This window comes from Bacillus sp. 9.4 (assembly GCF_055486415.1).
In genome coordinates this window covers 20,538-37,783 of the sequence record NZ_JBVFMU010000009.1, presented here as the reverse complement: position 1 = coordinate 37,783, position 17,246 = coordinate 20,538, and the positions used below count along the sequence as shown (strand labels likewise).

Sequence of the window (17,246 nt, the reverse complement as noted above, 5' to 3'; positions counted from 1 at the left end):
GGAGAATACGAGGATTCTCAGATTCATATATTCCCATCTTCGCCAGAAGAAATTTGATTTATACGGAAGCGTTATGAAATTTCTTGTTTGTTTTGAAAGATTGCCGGAACAGGAATGGATGCCCACTTCGGTGTATTGTGATCAATCCGGACAACAACAACAGTCATATCGTCCTCAATTTGGCCGGATCTTGTGCGGATGACTTCTTCCATAAGCAAATCGGCAATCTCCTGCGGGTCATTTGTTTTCAACCCTTTCATTTTACGTTTCATCCATAAGTCGTGATTTTCCACATGCTTAGGCCCCTCAAAAATGCCATCGCTCATCATAATTAAGAGGTCACCCGCTTTCAGCTGTTCACTCACAACCTCCACATCGAATTCATTAATAATACCGATTGGCAGATTGCTCGCTTGAACTTTCATGACCTGGTCACCCCGTTTGATAAAGCTAGGCGTCGATCCAACCTTCAAAAATTTACAGCTGGCATCTTGAAGATCGATAATAGACAGGTCAAGCGTGGAATATATTTCGTCAGTTGTCCTTAGAGACAGTATGCTGTTGATCGTTTTAATTGCTATTTTTTCATCAATTCCCGATTCAAGGATTTTTTCAAGAAGCTTGATCGTTTCATTGCTTTCAAAGTGCGCTCTTGCGCCATTGCCCATTCCGTCACTGATTGCTGCAGCATATTTTCTGGCTCCAAGCTCCATCATGCTGTAGCTGTCGCCGGAGACAAGGCCGCCGCCCTTCGCAGCGTGAGCAGCTCCCGTGGACACCCTGTATGATTTTGTTGATCCAAAGGCGACATGGCTGTATCCATTCGGATGCGGAGAGTGCTGTTCGGCTTTCACAAGAATTTGTTCTTCCAGAATGTCAGACAGCATAGGGGCAATGATTTTTTCACTTTCTCCATGTCCGCTGAACGGAATGGTCATTTCAATATCGATATTTCCTTGTTCAAGACTATAGATCTCGACATGCTGAATCTCAATTCCGAAATGTTGAAGCGCCTCTATGATTTGCTCTTCCTGCAGAAAGTGCTGTTCTCGCTCTCTTTTTATTTCCCGAGAAAAGTCGGCCATGACTTCAGAAACGCCTAAAAGCTGTTCAGCAACAAGGCGCCTGCTGTCTTGGACTTTTTTCTTGAGTGTCAAATGGGCATGATGATGTGCGAGCTCATCCTCAATCAGCTCTTCAACCTGCTTGGATTTAGAACAATACTGTTGAAACTCTTTTTTCAGCCTTCGGTTTGATGCATATTCTTTTTCCTCTGTTTCAAGCATAACTTGTTTCATTAAATCATATGTTTTATCAAAGTTCTGTACCCAGCACCTGTTTTTCTTGTAGCACGTCTGACAGGAATGCTCCGTGATTTTGCTTAAGAACAGATCAACTTCGCTGTCATCTGTCTGTTCGTCTGATGCTTGGTAAAAGGTTGCAAAGCTTTCAGACAGCGCGTGAAATACATTGGAGAACTGGTCTACCTTCTGAGCAGTGACATCACGGATTTTTCTAGCGTATTGCTGTTGCTCTTGAAGATGCTCGACAGTTCCCGGAATATATCTCGCCACTTTCCTTGTAATAGATTGAGGTGTGAGCAAAAACAGGCCGACTGCGATTAATGACTCATAGAGCGTGGTCATCAGACCGGCAGAGCCTTCACCATATAAAGATATAAGAAGTGATCCAACGATCAGACCGATTGCTGCACCCGCTTTTTTTCCTTCCTTCAGCAAACCGCCCAATAAACCGGAAAAAGCAAGCAGACTCATTTGATATAGGTTTCCGATATTCGCCAAGCCAAGAATCAGGCCGGTCACAACACCAACCGTACAGCCGATGCTTGCTCCGCCAATAAAGGAAAAACTCAATACAACATAACGAGCCAATATATGTTCTGCCTGCATCCCTTGGTAGGACAAGCCGGCCAGCCCCGTTAAAACAGAGGCAATAAGAATCATAAAGCAAATGATTTCCTCTATTTTTAATGATTGTTTCACTTTTTTCACAGTAAAAATCGGAAGGCTCTGAAGGAAAATCAGTGTTAAGATAAACGACAGTCCAGCCTCAACGATAGCCATTACATAATCATAGGTTGTAAATACGCCATTTTGGGCATAAACAAACCCGGCTCTTGCTGCAGCCATCGAGAAGAACACGACAATCGGGAGTGCTTTTACACGATCGTCGGTAATGAAGGCAGCCACTTTAGAAAATACAAAGAATGCCAGCAATGCCGCCAGTATGAGCAATGAGTGCTTTGGAGATATGGTCAGCGCACCTGCAAGCACAGCCAAAACCGCATAAAACGCTTTGTCTCTTCTGATGAGAAGCATCGCTCCAAAGAAAGGAAGTGCGAAAGGAAGCACCTCGGATAATATGAAAGCCCGTCCAAGCAAAAATCCGATAACAACATAAATGAATCCTTTATAGAAAAACAGTGAATGCAAATGATGAGTCACCAGCTTCGTGCCCCTGTTAAAAAACGATTGGAGTTTTTCCAAAGCTTGTCCCGCCATTGGCCCGTTCACTCTTCTTTCTGCTTTTTCCATTCCTCTCATCTCCCACCTGTTATATTCGTTGCCTGTCATTATAGCGAAAGCACAGATAGGATTTTGTCAAAAGAAGGTAACAATACCAAAGAAATCTTCGACGGTTTCTGCCTTGATATTCGTTTATGAAAAGAATTTCTGGAATGTTGTCTAAAAATGAAAAAAATCGGCTTCTGCAAGAGAAACCGATTTTTTAGGATGACCCGTACGGGATTCGAACCCGTGTTACCGCCGTGAAAGGGCGGTGTCTTAACCGCTTGACCAACGGGCCAAACAAATATGGTAGCGGCGGAGGGGATCGAACCCCCGACCTCACGGGTATGAACCGTACGCTCTAGCCAGCTGAGCTACACCGCCATATTGTTTTGTGCTTCTAAGCACAAGTTATATAATACAAAGGTTTGTCTCTTTCGTCAACAGAAACTTTAATGTTGTAATTTTCTGACTCTTAAAGAGAATGAGGATAATAAAAAAGCATCCGTCGGGATGAACGGATGCTTCATTTATTTTATAGAAAGCAGCAAGTTATCCTCTTCTTGCTCCGCGCCCTCCACGTTTTGATTCCGTATTGCGTTTTAAAGATGACAAGCGATCTTCGCTGTCTTTTAAAAACTTATTCATTTTCTGTTCAAAAGATTCTTTCGGACGGAAATCATTTCTAGGTCTGGCTTGCGGACGGTCTTTAGCTTTTTTAATAGATAAACCAATTTTCCCGTCTTTTTCAACGTTGATGACTTTCACTTCAACTTGGTCGCCGACTTTTAAGTGGTCGTTAATGTCTTTGACATAATTATCAGCTACCTCACTAATGTGAACGAGACCGGTTGAGCCTCCAGGCAATTCAACAAATGCTCCAAAATTTGTAATACCTGTAATTTTCCCTTGCAACTTGCTGCCAACTTCAATCGACATAAAAAAAGTGCTCCTCCTTAGGCTTATAAAAAGATCGTTTGCTTAATTATACCTAAATAAAAATTTAAGTGTCAACAAGGCTACTTACTCTTCTTCTCCACATTGAAGATAATTTCTCCGTCTCCAGACATGAATAAGTCCCTTCTGGCAAGCTCTGTGACGTAATCCTCATCCTTCAATTTGGATATTTCTTCTTTTAAATCCGTTTGTTTTGTCTTTAAACTTTTGAGTTCTTTTTCAAGCTGTTCTTTCTTTTCTTCTTTTGCACTAAGGGAAGATGTTTGGGACCATACAGAGCTTGCCAGCACAATTGCCGTCAGGAATACTAGGGCGCCGAATACAGTTAACCGTCTGTACAGCCCTTTGCGTCTTCGTTTCTTCAGCTGATTTTGCCGTTCTACTTGTTCTTTATAGTCGTTTTGTATTTCAGTTATCGTTCGTTCCCTGGAAAAATTCAAACCAGACGGTCCTCCTTTCATTTCTTCAAAAACCGTGTAATGGTCGTTCTTATGGTTATCAATAGTTTCTTCTTCTTTTTGAGAAATCCTGCACCTTTTTCAAAATAACGTCTAAAAGTTAGACGCATTTTTACAGGAAGAAGTTTCAAACATTGTTTCGCGATAAAACGGATCGGAAAACACAGAACCATGACTATTTTATATAGACACAGCAGGAGAAAACCTATCAGGCTGTATGTTTTCTTGAATAAAAATGCCGCCATCCAGATGATCGCTCCGCATGTCCACACAATAGGACGAAATAACACGTGCTGAATGAGTTTTTTGAAGAATTGATAAACAGAAACAACAAGATAAATGACGAATTTCAGTATTTTTATATAGATTCGTTTGCAAAGGCTCTGATACGTCGCAACGCCCAGCAGAACCGCTAAAAAGATGTAAATCCTGAATTCTCCCTCATTTACATGAAGCAAGACATAAAAGAAAAGCAGCCCTTGCACAATCCAGAAAAGAATATCATGAATAAATAATAGCCATCTGGCTGTTTTGGCACGAATGACAAAGAGCCGGTATGTATCAAGCGAAGCACCAAGCCAGAGACCCATACCGGACATCGCCAGCATTGTATAGAATTGTGTCGTCAGCGTCATTTAAACAACTTGCTAAAAAACCCTTTAGCTTTATCCCCTTGTTGTTCGTCTAAGTACACTAAATCAAATACCCTGCCTTTAATCGAAACAATCCCTTTTTCCACATCAAGATTTTTCATCTGCAGGTTTTGGCCTCTGACGGAGAGCATTCCCATCACCGTTTCCAGCAGGAATTCTTCGTTATCAAAACTCTCCACATGCTTAACCCCAGAAATATCTAAATGCTTCCGGCCTTTCATTGTCACATCATGCTGTTCCGGAACAGACGAAGAACCTTTTTGATCATAATATGAATTCATCTATTCAGCCCCCATATCCTCGATACTTTTAGCATTATTACTGCATTGTATGAGGTAGGGGATTTTTTTAGAACAAGCCTATTCGCCGAGTTTTTCTTCTTTTAGAATCGTGTACATGTTTGCAGCTTCTTCTTTTTTCGTCGTGTCTTTCAATTCATTAACTTGAACCGTTACAAGCTTTTGGCCGAAGCGGACCGTTAGTTCATCTCCCGGTTTTACGTCAGAGCTTGCTTTAGCTTGGTTTCCGTTAATAGAGATTCGTCCTTGGTCAGCTACTTCCTTCGCTAGTGTACGCCGTTTGATCAGCCGTGATACTTTCAAAAATTTATCTAATCTCATATCTATGATCTCCTCTCAGTTTCTTTTGCTTCATTCCACAGTTTGTCCATGTCCTCAAGGGACATATCAGCCAACTCGACTCCCTCTTCCTTCGCTGTTTCCTCAATGTACGAGAACCGTCTCCGGAATTTGTCATTAGTCATGGTCAGCGCTTCCTCTGGCTCTATTTTGTAGAAGCGGGCTACATTCACCAGCGCGAACAAAATGTCGCCAAACTCAGCTTTAAGATTGTGTTCGTGAGGAGCTTCAGAAACCTCAGAAGAAAATTCCTTCATTTCCTCACTTACCTTTTCCCAAATATCGCTGACGTCTTCCCAGTCAAAACCGACATTCGCTGCTTTTTTCTGCAATTTAGCAGCTTTCGAAAGAGCTGGAAGGGTTTTCGGTACGCTGTCTAGTAACGATGATTCAGACGTATTTTTTTCGGCCTTTTTTATATCTTCCCAATTGGCCAAAACATCGTTTTCATCCTGAACCTTAACATCTTTAAACACATGGGGATGTCTTCTGACCATTTTTTCACTGATTCCTTTTATGACATCATCAATTGTGAAATAACCTTCATCTTCACCAATTTGCGCGTGAAGCAAGACCTGAAGCAAAACGTCGCCAAGCTCTTCGATCATATGGTCTGTGTCTTCTTCGTCAATAGCTTCGAGAAGCTCATAACATTCTTCAATCATGTACTGCTTTAATGACTGATGCGTCTGCTTTTTATCCCACGGACATCCATTAGGTCCGCGAAGCTCTCTGATGATGCTTCGGAACGTGGAGAATTCGTGATAAAGCAGCTTCTCTTCTTTAATCGGCGGAATATACACACTTGTTAAGTTGTTCAAGGCGACATTGCGGTCCAGCTCAAATAATGGCACTGTCCTGATCTCCTCGCCACGGCTGCCTGCTGCAGTCACAATGACGACCTCATAATCATCAGGCAGCTTCTCCATCAATGTCAGCTTGACTTCAGAAGCCGTCATTTGGTCGTAAACCTGACATATGATCAGATGATGTCTGAGCTCAAGCTCATCCGCAGACAATGTGCCGGCATCCACAAATTGAAAACCTTCAATCGGGTCAATTTGCAAGGCATTGAATGTGGCATCAAGGAAACTTTGTCCCCCCGTGACTTTCACTTGAACGTTTTCCTTTTCCTGCCGCTCCGTCAGCAGCTGAACTGTTTTTTCTGCGACAAACGGATGTCCCGGCACAGCATAAACCACGTCCTCACGCCGCGCCGCTTCAAAGAGGGTATCCGCAATTTCTTCATATACCGCCTCGAACTGATCATGTTTCTCATATATATCATCAAAGAAACGGATGTTCTTCGTTTCTTTTTCAAGCTCCTCAATTAAAGGATGATCCTTGGTTCTGACATACAGCGTATCTGCCTTCGTCAGCAGCTTGTGTATACCAATTGTCAATTGGTCCATGTCTCCGGCACCAAGTCCGACGACTGTAATTTTACCCGCCATTTTGTTCTCTCCTTCTCATGAATTTGCTTAACTTGCTGCCGAATGGCACACTGTTCAGCTCTTCATCTGTAAATATTCCCAATCTCATCATACAATAAATAAACACCGCGCCACCAATGGCAACAGCAGAAAGACTCTCAATCACAGCCGCTCCTCTTCCTGTTGCAGGAAACAAGAAAGTCCAGAGACGCGTATACGCAAGCAAAACAGCTGACATCAAAAGAGCAGATCCAATAATCGGAATCAAAACGCCTCTAAGCTTATCGAGCCATTCCTTTTGCCGAAGCTGATACAAGTTAAGGCCGGCGACAGCCGCAAAGGAAGCAGCTGTCGCAAGCGATGCGCCTTCAATCCCATAGCGCGGAACCAAAAGTGTGTTTAACACCCATTTCACCGCAACACCCGCGCCCACCGCTATCGCTGGAAAAACTGTGTACCCCGCTCCCTGTAAGACTGCCGCTGCCGTTACCGCCATAGATGCAAACAAAATGGAGCAGCTAAATACTTGTAACGCACCTGTCCCTTCTCCATTTTGAAACAGCATGATATTTACCGGCTTTAGAATGCAAATCAACCCAGCCGATGCTCCTGTACCGAGCACAAGGCATAGTTTCAAAGATGACGTGATTTTTTCTTTCATGATCTTCAGCTCATTGTTTTTTACAGCCATAGAAATATACGGAACGAGTGACGTCGCAATGCTTACCGCGAAAATTGAACCGAGCTGCAGCAAGGGTTGTCCCCGATCATAGATCCCCTTTAGGCGTTTTGCTTCTTCGCTTGTCTCACCACCCGAAAGCAATGCATATAAATTCAAAGCATCAACAAGCTGGATAAACAAAAGCAGCAAACTGCTTACACAAATTGTAACCGAATATAAAAGCAGTTTTTTCGTCAATTCTTTTGTTGTGATGACATTTTCATTTTGCCTATCCGTTTGGTTGTCTCTATTCGTTTTAAACCAAAAAAACCCCAGTATCATCAATGCAACCAAACTTCCGGCAAGAGAGCCTGAAGCGGCTGCCGCTCCCGCAGTATAAAGCGAGGCTCCCTTTTTCACGAGCCAAAATGATAAACCCAAGAGCACTGCAACACGCAGAAACTGCTCTGTCATCTGTGATAAGGCTGAAGGGAGCATTTCGTGCCGCCCCTGAAAACCGCCTCTAAGCAACGCGACAAATGGGAAAAGCAGAAACGCGTATGCGGCCACTTGAATTAACACGGCTAGATGCGAATCCCCCATAAAGAGTGCAATAGGAACAGCACCCAAATATAAACAAAGAAATAATAAAATACCGATTAAAGACAAAAACAACGCAGATATTTTTAATATGGTGTGATGATTTTTTTCACTATAATCATTCATCAGCTTTGAAATAATGACTGGAAATCCTGATGTGGACAGCATGACCGCAATACCAAGAAAGGGATATACCTGCTGATATATATAAAATCCAACATCGCCGACAATATTTTGAAACGGGACTCTGTAAACAGCGCTTAAAATTTTTGTGATGACGCCTGCCAGAATTAAAACAAAAGCCCCCTGCCAAATCCAATGCCGTTTAACGCCTATTGAATCGTCCATCCAAAAGCTCCTTCCCAACGTTAGGGGCAATACGGTTCACGTATTACCGCGGCACAAATAAAAACGAGGTTATTATACCACATCCCAACCCTTGGATTCCTTTTTCGGCACGCATGAAAAAGAACAGCGTCCCAAGGAGAGCTGTTCTTTACATACCTATTTTCGAAGAAAGGAATAAGACCTACTGTTCCATTTGACGAGCCAAAAATCCAGCTGCTGTTTCAACGGCTTTATGCTCTACTTCGCCCATTGTCTGATCTTTTGAAAAGATCACCACAGCACCTATCGGATCACCGTTCGCCACAATTGGGCCGACAGTATAAGAATTCATGTCCTCATCAATTCCATTCACAAGCTGTACTGATTTCGCATCACTCTCAAGCACGGAGCTGCGCTGATCCATTGTTCTTTCCAGCATTTCGCTGATTGACTTGTTTAAGTAATCTTTTTTGGAGCTGCCGGACACGGCAATATATACATCACGATCACAAATCAGCACTGAATGGCCGAGGCTGTCGTAAAGCGCGTCTGCATACTCCTTTGCAAAGTCTCCAAGCTCACTGATCGGAGAGTACTTTTTCAAAATCACTTCTCCGTCACGATCTACAAAAATCTCAAGCGGATCGCCTTCCCTGATTCTCAGAGTTCTTCGAATTTCTTTAGGAATCACGACCCGACCTAAGTCATCAATACGACGTACGATACCGGTTGCTTTCATCTCTGGTGCCTCTCTTTCATTTGATGGTATATACATGTGGGAAAGACCTAAAGCAGTTACTTTATGTACCTTCCGCCTCGCTTGAAATTAGTATCCGTCACATCAAATGTAATATACACCAGAGAGTAACAAAATTTACGTTGATGAAATGGTTTGCTTTTTCACATCTTTTAAGCCCTTCAGCATGCCCAGCACGGTGTCGAGCCATTCATCGGCACTACGGCCTTTCGTCTGTATGGAGATTTTGAGTTTTTTCCCTTCCATTCCCAGTCCGATTTGTCTGCCATATTGATTGCCAAGCTCAAACAGCTTCTGTCCGTCAATTTCAGCACTTGCTTCTTCAGAAATCGTCAATCTGACAGCATCTTTATCCTGCTTAATCAGCTCGACACGTTCCTGTCTCGCATAGACTTTCATTTCTGCAACAGTAAACAAGTATTCGACTTCTTTTGGATAGTTTCCAAAGCGGTCGATCATTTCATCTTGAAGCTCATTCTTCTCTTCGATTGTCGCCACAGACCTGAAGCGTTTATACATATCAATTTTCTGTTTGCCGTCTTGAATATAAGTTTCCGGAATATACGCATCAAGCTCGACATCAATTTCTGTTTCAAACTGCTCTGTCTTCGCTGTGTCTCCTTTACGCTCCTCAATGGCCTCCTTCAGCATTTGTGAATAGAGGTCAAATCCGACCGAATCGATGAAGCCATGCTGCTGGGCACCAAGAAGATTCCCGGCTCCGCGAATCGTTAAGTCACGCATTGCGATTTTAAAACCGGAACCTAGCTCTGTGAATTCTTTAATAGCCTGCAGCCTTTTTTCAGCCACTTCTGTCAGCACTTTATCCCGGCGGTACGTGAAATACGCATACGCCACACGGTTAGAACGGCCGACACGCCCCCGCAGCTGGTAAAGCTGAGAAAGACCCATCTTGTCAGCGTCAAATACGATCAGCGTATTGACGTTCGGGATGTCCACGCCAGTTTCGATAATGGTTGTGCTGACGAGAACGTCTGATTCTCCTTCAAGAAAACTTAGCATAACGGTTTCTAATTCATTTTCTGTCATTTTCCCATGCGCATATGCTACCTTCGCGTCAGGGACTAGCATTGAAATTTCATCCGCTTTCCGCTCAATGTCCTCTACCCGGTTGTACAAGAAATAGACCTGGCCTCCGCGTGCAAGCTCACGTTCAATCGCCTCTCTGACAAGAGCGCCGTTATATTCCACAACATACGTCTGTACGGGGAAGCGATTTTCCGGCGGAGTCTCGATGACTGAAAGGTCCCTTACGCCAAGCATAGACATATGCAGCGTACGCGGAATCGGCGTTGCTGTTAACGTTAATACATCAACATTGGCTTTTATTTGCTTGATCTTTTCTTTATGGGTTACACCGAAACGCTGCTCTTCATCAATGATGAGGAGCCCTAAATCTTTATACACGACATCCTTTGATAGCAGCCGATGCGTCCCGATGACGATATCAACCGTTCCGTTTTTCAGCCCTTTGATTGTTTCGTTTGCTTCTTTTCTCGTTCTGAACCTGCTGAGAAGGCCGATATTAATCGGATAGTCCTGGAAGCGCTCTTTTATGGTTTCATAGTGCTGCTGTGCCAAAATTGTTGTCGGAACGAGCAGAGCTACCTGCTTTCCGTCACCGATCGCCTTAAACGCGGCACGTATGGCAACCTCTGTTTTACCGTAGCCCACATCTCCGCACAGCAAGCGGTCCATCGGACGTTCTCTTTCCATGTCTTTTTTGATTTCGTGAATAGAACGGAGCTGATCCTCAGTCTCTTGATAAGGGAAAGCCGATTCGAATTCACGCTGCATCTCATGGTCAGGAGAAAACGCATAGCCCTTGCTCGCTTCTCTTTCGGCATACAGCTTAATTAAGTCATCAGCAATATCCTGAACGGATGTTTCTACTTTTTTCTTGACCCGCTTCCATTCACTTCCGCCTAATTTATACAGCTTTGGCTCTTTTCCTTCGGAGCCGACATATTTTTGAACCTGATCAATTTGTTCTACAGGGACGTAAAGCTTGTCACTTCCCTGATAATGTATATTTAAATAGTCTTTATGAATGCCGTTGATTTCAAGAGTTTCGATCCCCAGGTATTTTCCGATCCCGTGATTAATATGAACGACATAATCTCCAATTTGAAGCTCAGAATAGCTTTTGATGCGCTCTGCATTGGTAAGCTTCTGTTTTCGCGGCTTCTTCTTTACACGGTTTTTGAACAGTTCTTCTTCCGTGATAACGGCAAGCTTCATTAACGGCAGCTCAAATCCCGATTGGAGCTCGCCTTCCATGATATAGACCTGTCCCTGAACAAGCGCTTTTTTGCTGTCTGTCACGGCGGCCTCGATATCATAATCAGCCAAAACAGATGACAATTTCTGTGTACGTTCCTTGTTTGCTCCTAAGAACACAACAGTGAAATTTGATTTTTTAAAACGCTCCATTTCGCCCGCAAGCACGTTCATTTGGCCATGGAAACTCTGCATTTGCCGGCCTGACACATTGACAATATTTTGCGGGCTCGTATGGTGTACATGCCGCAAAAATAAAGAGTAGTACAGCAGAGGCCGTTTTTGCTCAGCCACTATTTTTTGGAAGCTGAATGACAAACGAATGTCATGCAAAATCTTCCCTTCCTCAAGAAGATTTGTTATAAACTCCGCTTCTTCTTTTTGAAGCTGTTCTTCCATCTCATGAATCCGACTGACTTCATCCAAAATCAGAAGTGTATTATCAGGTGTATAATCTAGTAAACTAGCAGGTTTTTCATAGAAATATGAGAGATACTTCACGAGCTCCTGATCTGTCTGGCCTTCAGACAAGCGTTCTTTATCGTGGGAAATATTCGCATGAAGTATTTCTTTTTGTTTGTCAGCCTTTAATTTTTTCAGACTCGCGGCAAGACCACTATCGATTTTCTCCATCGCCCGCGCTTTTTCTTCCGGTCTGATAATTAATTCCTTCGCGGGACCGATATTGATCGAGGTAAGGGTCTCAATTGACCGCTGATCATCTGAATTAAAGCTGCGGATTGAATCCACCTCGGTGTCAAAAAGTTCAATTCTCACCGGATTCTCTGAAGTCAACGGATAAATGTCAATGATTCCACCGCGAATACTGAATTCCCCGGGCGCAGAAACCATATCAGACCGCTCATACCCTACCTCTACCAGCCGTGAGGCAAGCTGGTCAGGTTCGATATCATGGCCTACTTGAATGAGCATCTGGCTGCTTTTCCACACCTCTACAGGCGGCAGCATTCTTCTGATTGCAGCTACCGGAGCAACGACAATTGGCGCTTCTCCATTCGTTAGTCTATTAATGACATCTAATCGCTGCGCCCGCAATTCAGGGCTTGCAACTGCGATTTCTGATGAAATGAGTTCATTGACGGGGTACAAAAGGACAGACCGATCCTCTAGAAGTGAAGTCAGATCATCTGTTACTTTCTGGGCTTGATATAAGTTATGGGTGATTAGAAAGATAGGCTTATTCGTTTCATTAGCCAGAGCAGAAGTAAAAACAGAACGCGCGGAACCCGACAGACCCGCGAGCAGCTGTTCCTTCAGGCCCTCGTGTAAACCGTTGATGATGGATTTAAAGTCATCGCTTTCTTTTATAAAGGTTTGAATGTTGTCCATATGGCCCCTCCTCTCTGTTTCCTGTGAGAACAGAAAAACGCTTTGGTCTAGTGTCTACACCAAAGCTTTTTATTGAATAAATGTGTGATATTCGTGGTAATGCGGATTTCGGTCAAGCGCCTCTTGGCAGTCTTCACATATCGTCAAAACATGGACATCTCCATTTTCTTTATAAGAAATCATATCGTTTCTTTCCTCATTTGTTAAGTGCTGAAATCCAAGTGAGTCTGTCGATACCATTGAAGATTCGAGACTGCCTACTTTCACTCCGCAATGACGACAATAATAATGCAAAGCCATACAAGGGACCTCCTGATGAAAAAGTCATTTTGGTGTAGTATGGACTTTGTTGTTACATTTTATACCTTTGCGTTAAATTCGTTCATGACTTCTAAAAACGGTTTACTCAAAGAAGCCTCACAAGCCTTCACAGATTTATCAACCGCTTCTTCGATCTCAGGTGCCTCCTCCTTGGTAAAGGAGCCTAACACATAATCAACGACCTTCATGCCGTTTACAGGCCGGCCGATTCCGATGCGGATACGGTCAAACTCGGATGTACCAAGATGCTGGATCAGTGATTTGATGCCATTGTGCCCTCCGGCGCTTCCTTTCGTTCTTAAACGGATCTTGCCAGTAGGAAGGTCAAGGTCGTCGTAAATGACTGTCAAATCTTCGTTATCGACATCATAGTAGTCCATTAAAGGCCGCAAACATTCTCCTGATAAATTCATATATGTAAGCGGTTTAACAAGTAGAACCTTTTTGCCGGAAACAAATCCGGTTCCGTATAATCCGTTAAATTTATTTTGATTCAGCTCTATATTCCATTCCTTTGCAAGCTGATCTATCACCATAAATCCGACATTATGCCGTGTATTTTCATAGTTCTTCCCCGGGTTTCCGAGACCGGCAATCACAAGCATGGCGAATCCTCCCTTAGTCACATAACTCCCGTCTTATAAACGGGCTATAATTCTTCTCATTCTAGCACAAAAGACGTAACCGCGGGAGGGTTACGCCTTAAGCTATTATTGTTCGTTTTCACCTTCTGGCTGAGCATCGGCAGATTCCTCTTCATCGACCTCAGCTGCTTCCTGCTGCTGCGGAGGAAGGATTGAAGCCACAACCTCATCTGATTCATGATTAAAGGAGTAGTCACCGCCAGCAGGCAAATCCGCAATCGTCAGTACTTCATTTACATCGAGGCTTGTAATATCGGCCTCGATCGTTTGCGGAATGGCTTTTGGCTTGGCCTTTACAGTAAGTGCATATAACGGCTGCTGCAGTACGCCTCCGTTTTTCACTCCAATGGCTTCTCCGGTCAGATGAATCGGAACTTCCACTTCAATGTCCTCACTCATATTAACTACTTGAAAATCAGCATGAGTGATTTCATTTTTCAACGGGTCCGTCTGCAGGTCTGTTACCATGACTGAGTGTTTTTCTCCGCTGACCTCAAGCGTAATGACTGCATTTTTGCCTTCGTCCCTCAGCGTTTTGATGAGCTCCACACTGTCTAATGACACAGGTTTGTTGCCCGTATCCTTCCCATATATGATACCTGGAACATGTCCTGAAGTACGGATATTCCGAAGAGACGAACGAGTAAAGTCCGTTCTTTCTTTTGCCGTTAAAGTTGCCATATTCAGCACCATCCTATTGTCGTTTTAGTTGTCCTATTACAAACAATACCCATAACGATAAGGATTTAAACCTCGAAAAATGGTTTAGCTGAACAGATAGCTGACTGATTGCTGCTCATGAACGCGAATAATCGCTTCGGCCAGAAGCGGTCCGACTGAAAGCTGCTTAAAGCGTTCAATTTTCTTTTCTTCGGGAAGCTTGATGCTATTTGTCACAACAAGCTCTTTAATTGTTGAATTATTAATCCGTTCAACCGCAGGGCCTGATAGTACAGGGTGTGTACAGCATGCATATACTTCTTTCGCTCCGTTTTCAACGAGCGCATTAGCAGCAAGTGTAATCGTACCTGCAGTATCAATAATGTCATCGATGAGGATAGCAGTCTTCCCTTCGATGTTACCTACAATATTCATGACTTCCGCCACGTTTGGACGCGGACGGCGTTTATCGATAATCGCAATTGGCGCTTTTAGTCGGTCAGCCAGTTTGCGGGCACGTGTCACACCGCCATGGTCTGGTGAAACAATGACGATATCTTCAAGATTTTTGCCTTCAAAATATTCTCCTAAAATCGGAACACCCATTAAGTGGTCAATCGGTATATCAAAGAATCCTTGAATTTGCGGCGCATGCAGGTCAAGTGCAATCACACGAGTCGCACCGGCTGTTTCAAGCAGGTTAGCGAAAAGTTTAGCTGTGATTGGCTCACGGGATCTTGCTTTTCTGTCTTGACGCGCATAACCGTAATAAGGAATAACAATGTTAATCGTTTTTGCAGAAGCGCGTTTTAACGCATCTACCATAATCAGCAGTTCCATAATATGCTCGTTAACGGGGTCACTTGTAGACTGGATGATGTAACAATCACATCCACGAATACTTTCTTCGATATTAATTTGGACTTCCCCGTCACTAAATCTTGTGACAGAACATTTCCCTAATTGAACTCCAACTATATCTGCGATTTCTTTTGCAAGCTCTGGATTCGAATTCAAAGAAAAAATCTTTAAATTCTTATCTCCGTATTGATTAGACATGGATAAACCTCCGAATTTAGGATTATTTTTTATGAATATTTTTCACATAATCGTCTTTATTTACTTGTCTCGCTCTGGCAATAGCAAGTGCTTTTCCAGGTACATCTTCCGTAACAGTTGAACCTGCCGCCACATAAGCGCCTTCTCCGACTGTGACAGGGGCAACCAAGTTGGAATTGCAGCCGATAAACGCGCCATCTTCAATTTTTGTCAAATACTTATTCTTTCCATCATAATTGACAGTAATTGAACCGCAGCCCAGGTTTACATCAGTGCCTACCTCAGCATCGCCGACATAGCTTAGATGAGATGCCTTGCTTCGGTCTCCGAATTGAGTCTTTTTAATTTCTACAAAATTCCCGATCTTCACTTCATTCCCGATGACAGAATCAGGTCTGATGTGAGCAAAAGGTCCTATGTTTACATCATTCCCCACTTTACTGTGATTGACTACCGATTGTTTAATAACCGTACGGCTGCCAATGGCACTATTCATAATCTCCGTATGAGGGCCAATAATCGTATCTTCTCCGATTTGCACCTCACCTTTAATCACAGTTCCAGGGTAAATCACAGTATCGCTTCCGATAACAGCGTCAGGAGAAATATACGTATTCATCGGGTCGATCAACGTCACGCCATTTTGCATATGCCGTTTATTAATGCGCTCTTTCATAAATTGTTCTGCCTGAGAAAGAGCAACTCTATCATTAACTCCGAGCGTTTCTTGGAAATTACCAGTCTGGTAAGCGGCAACAGTTTCGCCTTCATTTTTAAGAATCTCTATGACATCCGGCAAATAATACTCGCCTTGGGCATTATCATTAGACACCAGATCAATAGCCCGAAATAGCGCTTCATTGTCAAAACAATACGTACCGGTGTTGATCTCAGTTACAAGACGTTCTTCTTCAGAGGCGTCCTTATGCTCAACGATTTTTTGAACCGCTCCGTTTTCGCTGCGAATAATACGGCCGTATCCAGTTGGATCTTCTGCAACCGCAGTTAAAATCGTAGCTTTCGCTTCTCTTTGTGTATGTTCTTTCAGCATCTGTTCCATCGTCTCTGCTGTCAAAAGCGGCGTATCTCCGCAAATGACAATTGTGACGCCTTTTTCGTCAGCAAGAAATGGCTGTGCCTGTTTTACAGCATGAGCAGTGCCAAGCTGTTCTGCTTGAAGCGCGTACTCGCTTTTATCACCAAGCTGCTTTTTCACTTCTTCCGCACCATGTCCGACAATCGTGACAAGCTTCGATAAAGATAATTTTAAGGCTTCGTCCACGACGTGCTCTACCATAGGCTTACCGCAAACTGGATGAAGGACTTTATAAAGCTTCGATTTCATTCTCGTTCCTTGTCCAGCCGCTAAAACAACTGCAAACCGCTTATCCATTTATTGGCCTCCAATATCCCTTTTATCCATAGAAAAATATATCCTAAATATCTTCTGATTTCAAGGAGACTTCATGAAGTGCAAGAATTTTCTATTGAGTGCAACTAAGTTTGAAAAATCAGAATTAAAAAAGGACCGCCGGCAAAAGGCTTATGTCAGCCCTTTCAGCAGTCCTTGCTTTTTGGTTATTTTTTAAGAAGCTCCAGCTTCTTCGAATTCTAATGCTTCAGTGTCACCCAGACGATGATACTCATTTAACACGGCATCTTGAATCTTTCCTCGCGTGCTTGAATTAATAGGATGAGCAATATCGCGGAACTCTCCATCAGGGGTGCGTTTACTCGGCATCGCAACGAAAAGACCATTGTTTCCATCAATCACACGAATATCATGTACAACAAATTCGTGATCCAGCGTGATGGATGCAATCGCTCTCATGCGACCATCGGTATTCACGCGGCGTAATCTTACGTCAGTAACTTCCACAGTAGTTCACCACCTTTTCC

At 43.3% G+C, this 17,246-nt stretch carries 16 protein-coding genes and 2 tRNA genes; all 18 read right to left on the bottom strand.

Annotation, left to right across the window (positions count from 1 at the left end; all coding sequences use genetic code 11):
* Positions 1-71: 71 nt before the first annotated feature.
* The gene (gene spoIIE / locus ACZ07B_RS21870) at positions 72-2,555 is read right to left on the bottom strand and encodes a stage II sporulation protein E (protein WP_015253002.1); all 2,484 of its coding nucleotides are present in this window, start codon (positions 2,553-2,555) and stop codon (positions 72-74) included.
* Between the two features lie 199 nt (positions 2,556-2,754).
* Positions 2,755-2,826, bottom strand: a tRNA-Glu gene (locus tag ACZ07B_RS21865).
* Positions 2,827-2,835: 9 nt separating this feature from the next.
* Positions 2,836-2,912: transfer RNA gene (locus ACZ07B_RS21860), tRNA-Met, on the bottom strand.
* Positions 2,913-3,080: 168 nt separating this feature from the next.
* Positions 3,081-3,467: a S1 domain-containing RNA-binding protein gene (locus ACZ07B_RS21855; protein WP_003218379.1), complete on the bottom strand. Its 387-nt coding sequence runs from the start codon at positions 3,465-3,467 to the stop codon at positions 3,081-3,083.
* Between the two features lie 80 nt (positions 3,468-3,547).
* A complete protein-coding gene (gene divIC, locus ACZ07B_RS21850) occupies positions 3,548-3,925 on the bottom strand; it encodes a cell division protein DivIC (RefSeq protein ID WP_003243211.1) in 378 nt (125 codons plus the stop codon).
* Positions 3,926-3,942: 17 nt separating this feature from the next.
* Entirely contained in the window at positions 3,943-4,578 is a 636-nt protein-coding gene (gene yabQ, locus ACZ07B_RS21845) for a spore cortex biosynthesis protein YabQ (RefSeq protein WP_003226711.1), read from the bottom strand.
* Complete coding sequence (gene yabP / locus ACZ07B_RS21840) at positions 4,575-4,877, bottom strand: sporulation protein YabP (protein WP_003226714.1); 303 nt, start codon at positions 4,875-4,877, stop codon at positions 4,575-4,577. The genes yabQ and yabP overlap by 4 nt, the downstream gene beginning before the upstream one ends.
* A gap of 78 nt (positions 4,878-4,955) precedes the next feature.
* Positions 4,956-5,216, bottom strand: a complete 261-nt coding sequence (locus tag ACZ07B_RS21835) for an RNA-binding S4 domain-containing protein (RefSeq protein ID WP_003226716.1) — start codon at positions 5,214-5,216, stop codon at positions 4,956-4,958.
* A gap of 2 nt (positions 5,217-5,218) precedes the next feature.
* Positions 5,219-6,688 carry a bifunctional methyltransferase/pyrophosphohydrolase YabN gene (gene yabN, locus ACZ07B_RS21830; protein WP_464877673.1) on the bottom strand — a complete coding sequence of 490 codons (1,470 nt, stop codon included), beginning with the start codon at positions 6,686-6,688 and terminating at the stop codon, positions 5,219-5,221.
* Entirely contained in the window at positions 6,678-8,276 is a 1,599-nt protein-coding gene (locus tag ACZ07B_RS21825) for a putative polysaccharide biosynthesis protein (protein ID WP_038428268.1), read from the bottom strand. The genes yabN and ACZ07B_RS21825 overlap by 11 nt, the downstream gene beginning before the upstream one ends.
* A gap of 181 nt (positions 8,277-8,457) precedes the next feature.
* Entirely contained in the window at positions 8,458-8,994 is a 537-nt protein-coding gene (spoVT, locus tag ACZ07B_RS21820; protein ID WP_003218365.1) for a stage V sporulation protein T, read from the bottom strand.
* A gap of 135 nt (positions 8,995-9,129) precedes the next feature.
* Positions 9,130-12,663, bottom strand: a complete 3,534-nt coding sequence (gene mfd, locus ACZ07B_RS21815) for a transcription-repair coupling factor (protein WP_014478601.1) — start codon at positions 12,661-12,663, stop codon at positions 9,130-9,132.
* Positions 12,664-12,732: 69 nt separating this feature from the next.
* Positions 12,733-12,963 (bottom strand): anti-sigma-F factor Fin, encoded by a 231-nt coding sequence (fin, locus tag ACZ07B_RS21810; RefSeq protein ID WP_003243417.1) that lies wholly within the window; start codon positions 12,961-12,963, stop codon positions 12,733-12,735.
* A 59-nt stretch (positions 12,964-13,022) separates the two neighbouring features.
* Entirely contained in the window at positions 13,023-13,589 is a 567-nt protein-coding gene (gene pth, locus ACZ07B_RS21805) for an aminoacyl-tRNA hydrolase (protein WP_003226727.1), read from the bottom strand.
* Between the two features lie 105 nt (positions 13,590-13,694).
* Complete coding sequence (locus ACZ07B_RS21800) at positions 13,695-14,309, bottom strand: 50S ribosomal protein L25/general stress protein Ctc (protein ID WP_029317167.1); 615 nt, start codon at positions 14,307-14,309, stop codon at positions 13,695-13,697.
* A gap of 84 nt (positions 14,310-14,393) precedes the next feature.
* Positions 14,394-15,347: a ribose-phosphate diphosphokinase gene (locus ACZ07B_RS21795; RefSeq protein WP_003218353.1), complete on the bottom strand. Its 954-nt coding sequence runs from the start codon at positions 15,345-15,347 to the stop codon at positions 14,394-14,396.
* 22 nt (positions 15,348-15,369) lie between these two features.
* Complete coding sequence (glmU, locus tag ACZ07B_RS21790) at positions 15,370-16,740, bottom strand: bifunctional UDP-N-acetylglucosamine diphosphorylase/glucosamine-1-phosphate N-acetyltransferase GlmU (RefSeq protein ID WP_017696375.1); 1,371 nt, start codon at positions 16,738-16,740, stop codon at positions 15,370-15,372.
* Positions 16,741-16,932: 192 nt separating this feature from the next.
* Positions 16,933-17,226 (bottom strand): septation regulator SpoVG, encoded by a 294-nt coding sequence (spoVG, locus tag ACZ07B_RS21785; RefSeq protein ID WP_003218346.1) that lies wholly within the window; start codon positions 17,224-17,226, stop codon positions 16,933-16,935.
* Between the last annotated feature and the right edge of the window lie 20 nt (positions 17,227-17,246).

Excerpts from the sequence above, each read along its gene's own strand:
- yabP (WP_003226714.1), bottom strand. The coding sequence starts at position 4,877 with ATGAATTCATATTATGATCAAAAAGGTTCTTCGTCTGTTCCGGAACAG.
- glmU (WP_017696375.1), bottom strand. The coding sequence starts at position 16,740 with ATGGATAAGCGGTTTGCAGTTGTTTTAGCGGCTGGACAAGGAACGAGA.
- yabN (WP_464877673.1), bottom strand. The coding sequence starts at position 6,688 with ATGGCGGGTAAAATTACAGTCGTCGGACTTGGTGCCGGAGACATGGAC.
- ACZ07B_RS21835 (WP_003226716.1), bottom strand. The coding sequence starts at position 5,216 with ATGAGATTAGATAAATTTTTGAAAGTATCACGGCTGATCAAACGGCGT.
- fin (WP_003243417.1), bottom strand. The coding sequence starts at position 12,963 with ATGGCTTTGCATTATTATTGTCGTCATTGCGGAGTGAAAGTAGGCAGT.
- ACZ07B_RS21800 (WP_029317167.1), bottom strand. The coding sequence starts at position 14,309 with ATGGCAACTTTAACGGCAAAAGAAAGAACGGACTTTACTCGTTCGTCT.
- ACZ07B_RS21825 (WP_038428268.1), bottom strand. The coding sequence starts at position 8,276 with ATGGACGATTCAATAGGCGTTAAACGGCATTGGATTTGGCAGGGGGCT.
- ACZ07B_RS21855 (WP_003218379.1), bottom strand. The coding sequence starts at position 3,467 with ATGTCGATTGAAGTTGGCAGCAAGTTGCAAGGGAAAATTACAGGTATT.
- ACZ07B_RS21795 (WP_003218353.1), bottom strand. The coding sequence starts at position 15,347 with ATGTCTAATCAATACGGAGATAAGAATTTAAAGATTTTTTCTTTGAAT.
- spoVT (WP_003218365.1), bottom strand. The coding sequence starts at position 8,994 with ATGAAAGCAACCGGTATCGTACGTCGTATTGATGACTTAGGTCGGGTC.
- yabQ (WP_003226711.1), bottom strand. The coding sequence starts at position 4,578 with ATGACGCTGACGACACAATTCTATACAATGCTGGCGATGTCCGGTATG.
- pth (WP_003226727.1), bottom strand. The coding sequence starts at position 13,589 with ATGCTTGTGATTGCCGGTCTCGGAAACCCGGGGAAGAACTATGAAAAT.
- spoIIE (WP_015253002.1), bottom strand. The coding sequence starts at position 2,555 with ATGGAAAAAGCAGAAAGAAGAGTGAACGGGCCAATGGCGGGACAAGCT.
- mfd (WP_014478601.1), bottom strand. The coding sequence starts at position 12,663 with ATGGACAACATTCAAACCTTTATAAAAGAAAGCGATGACTTTAAATCC.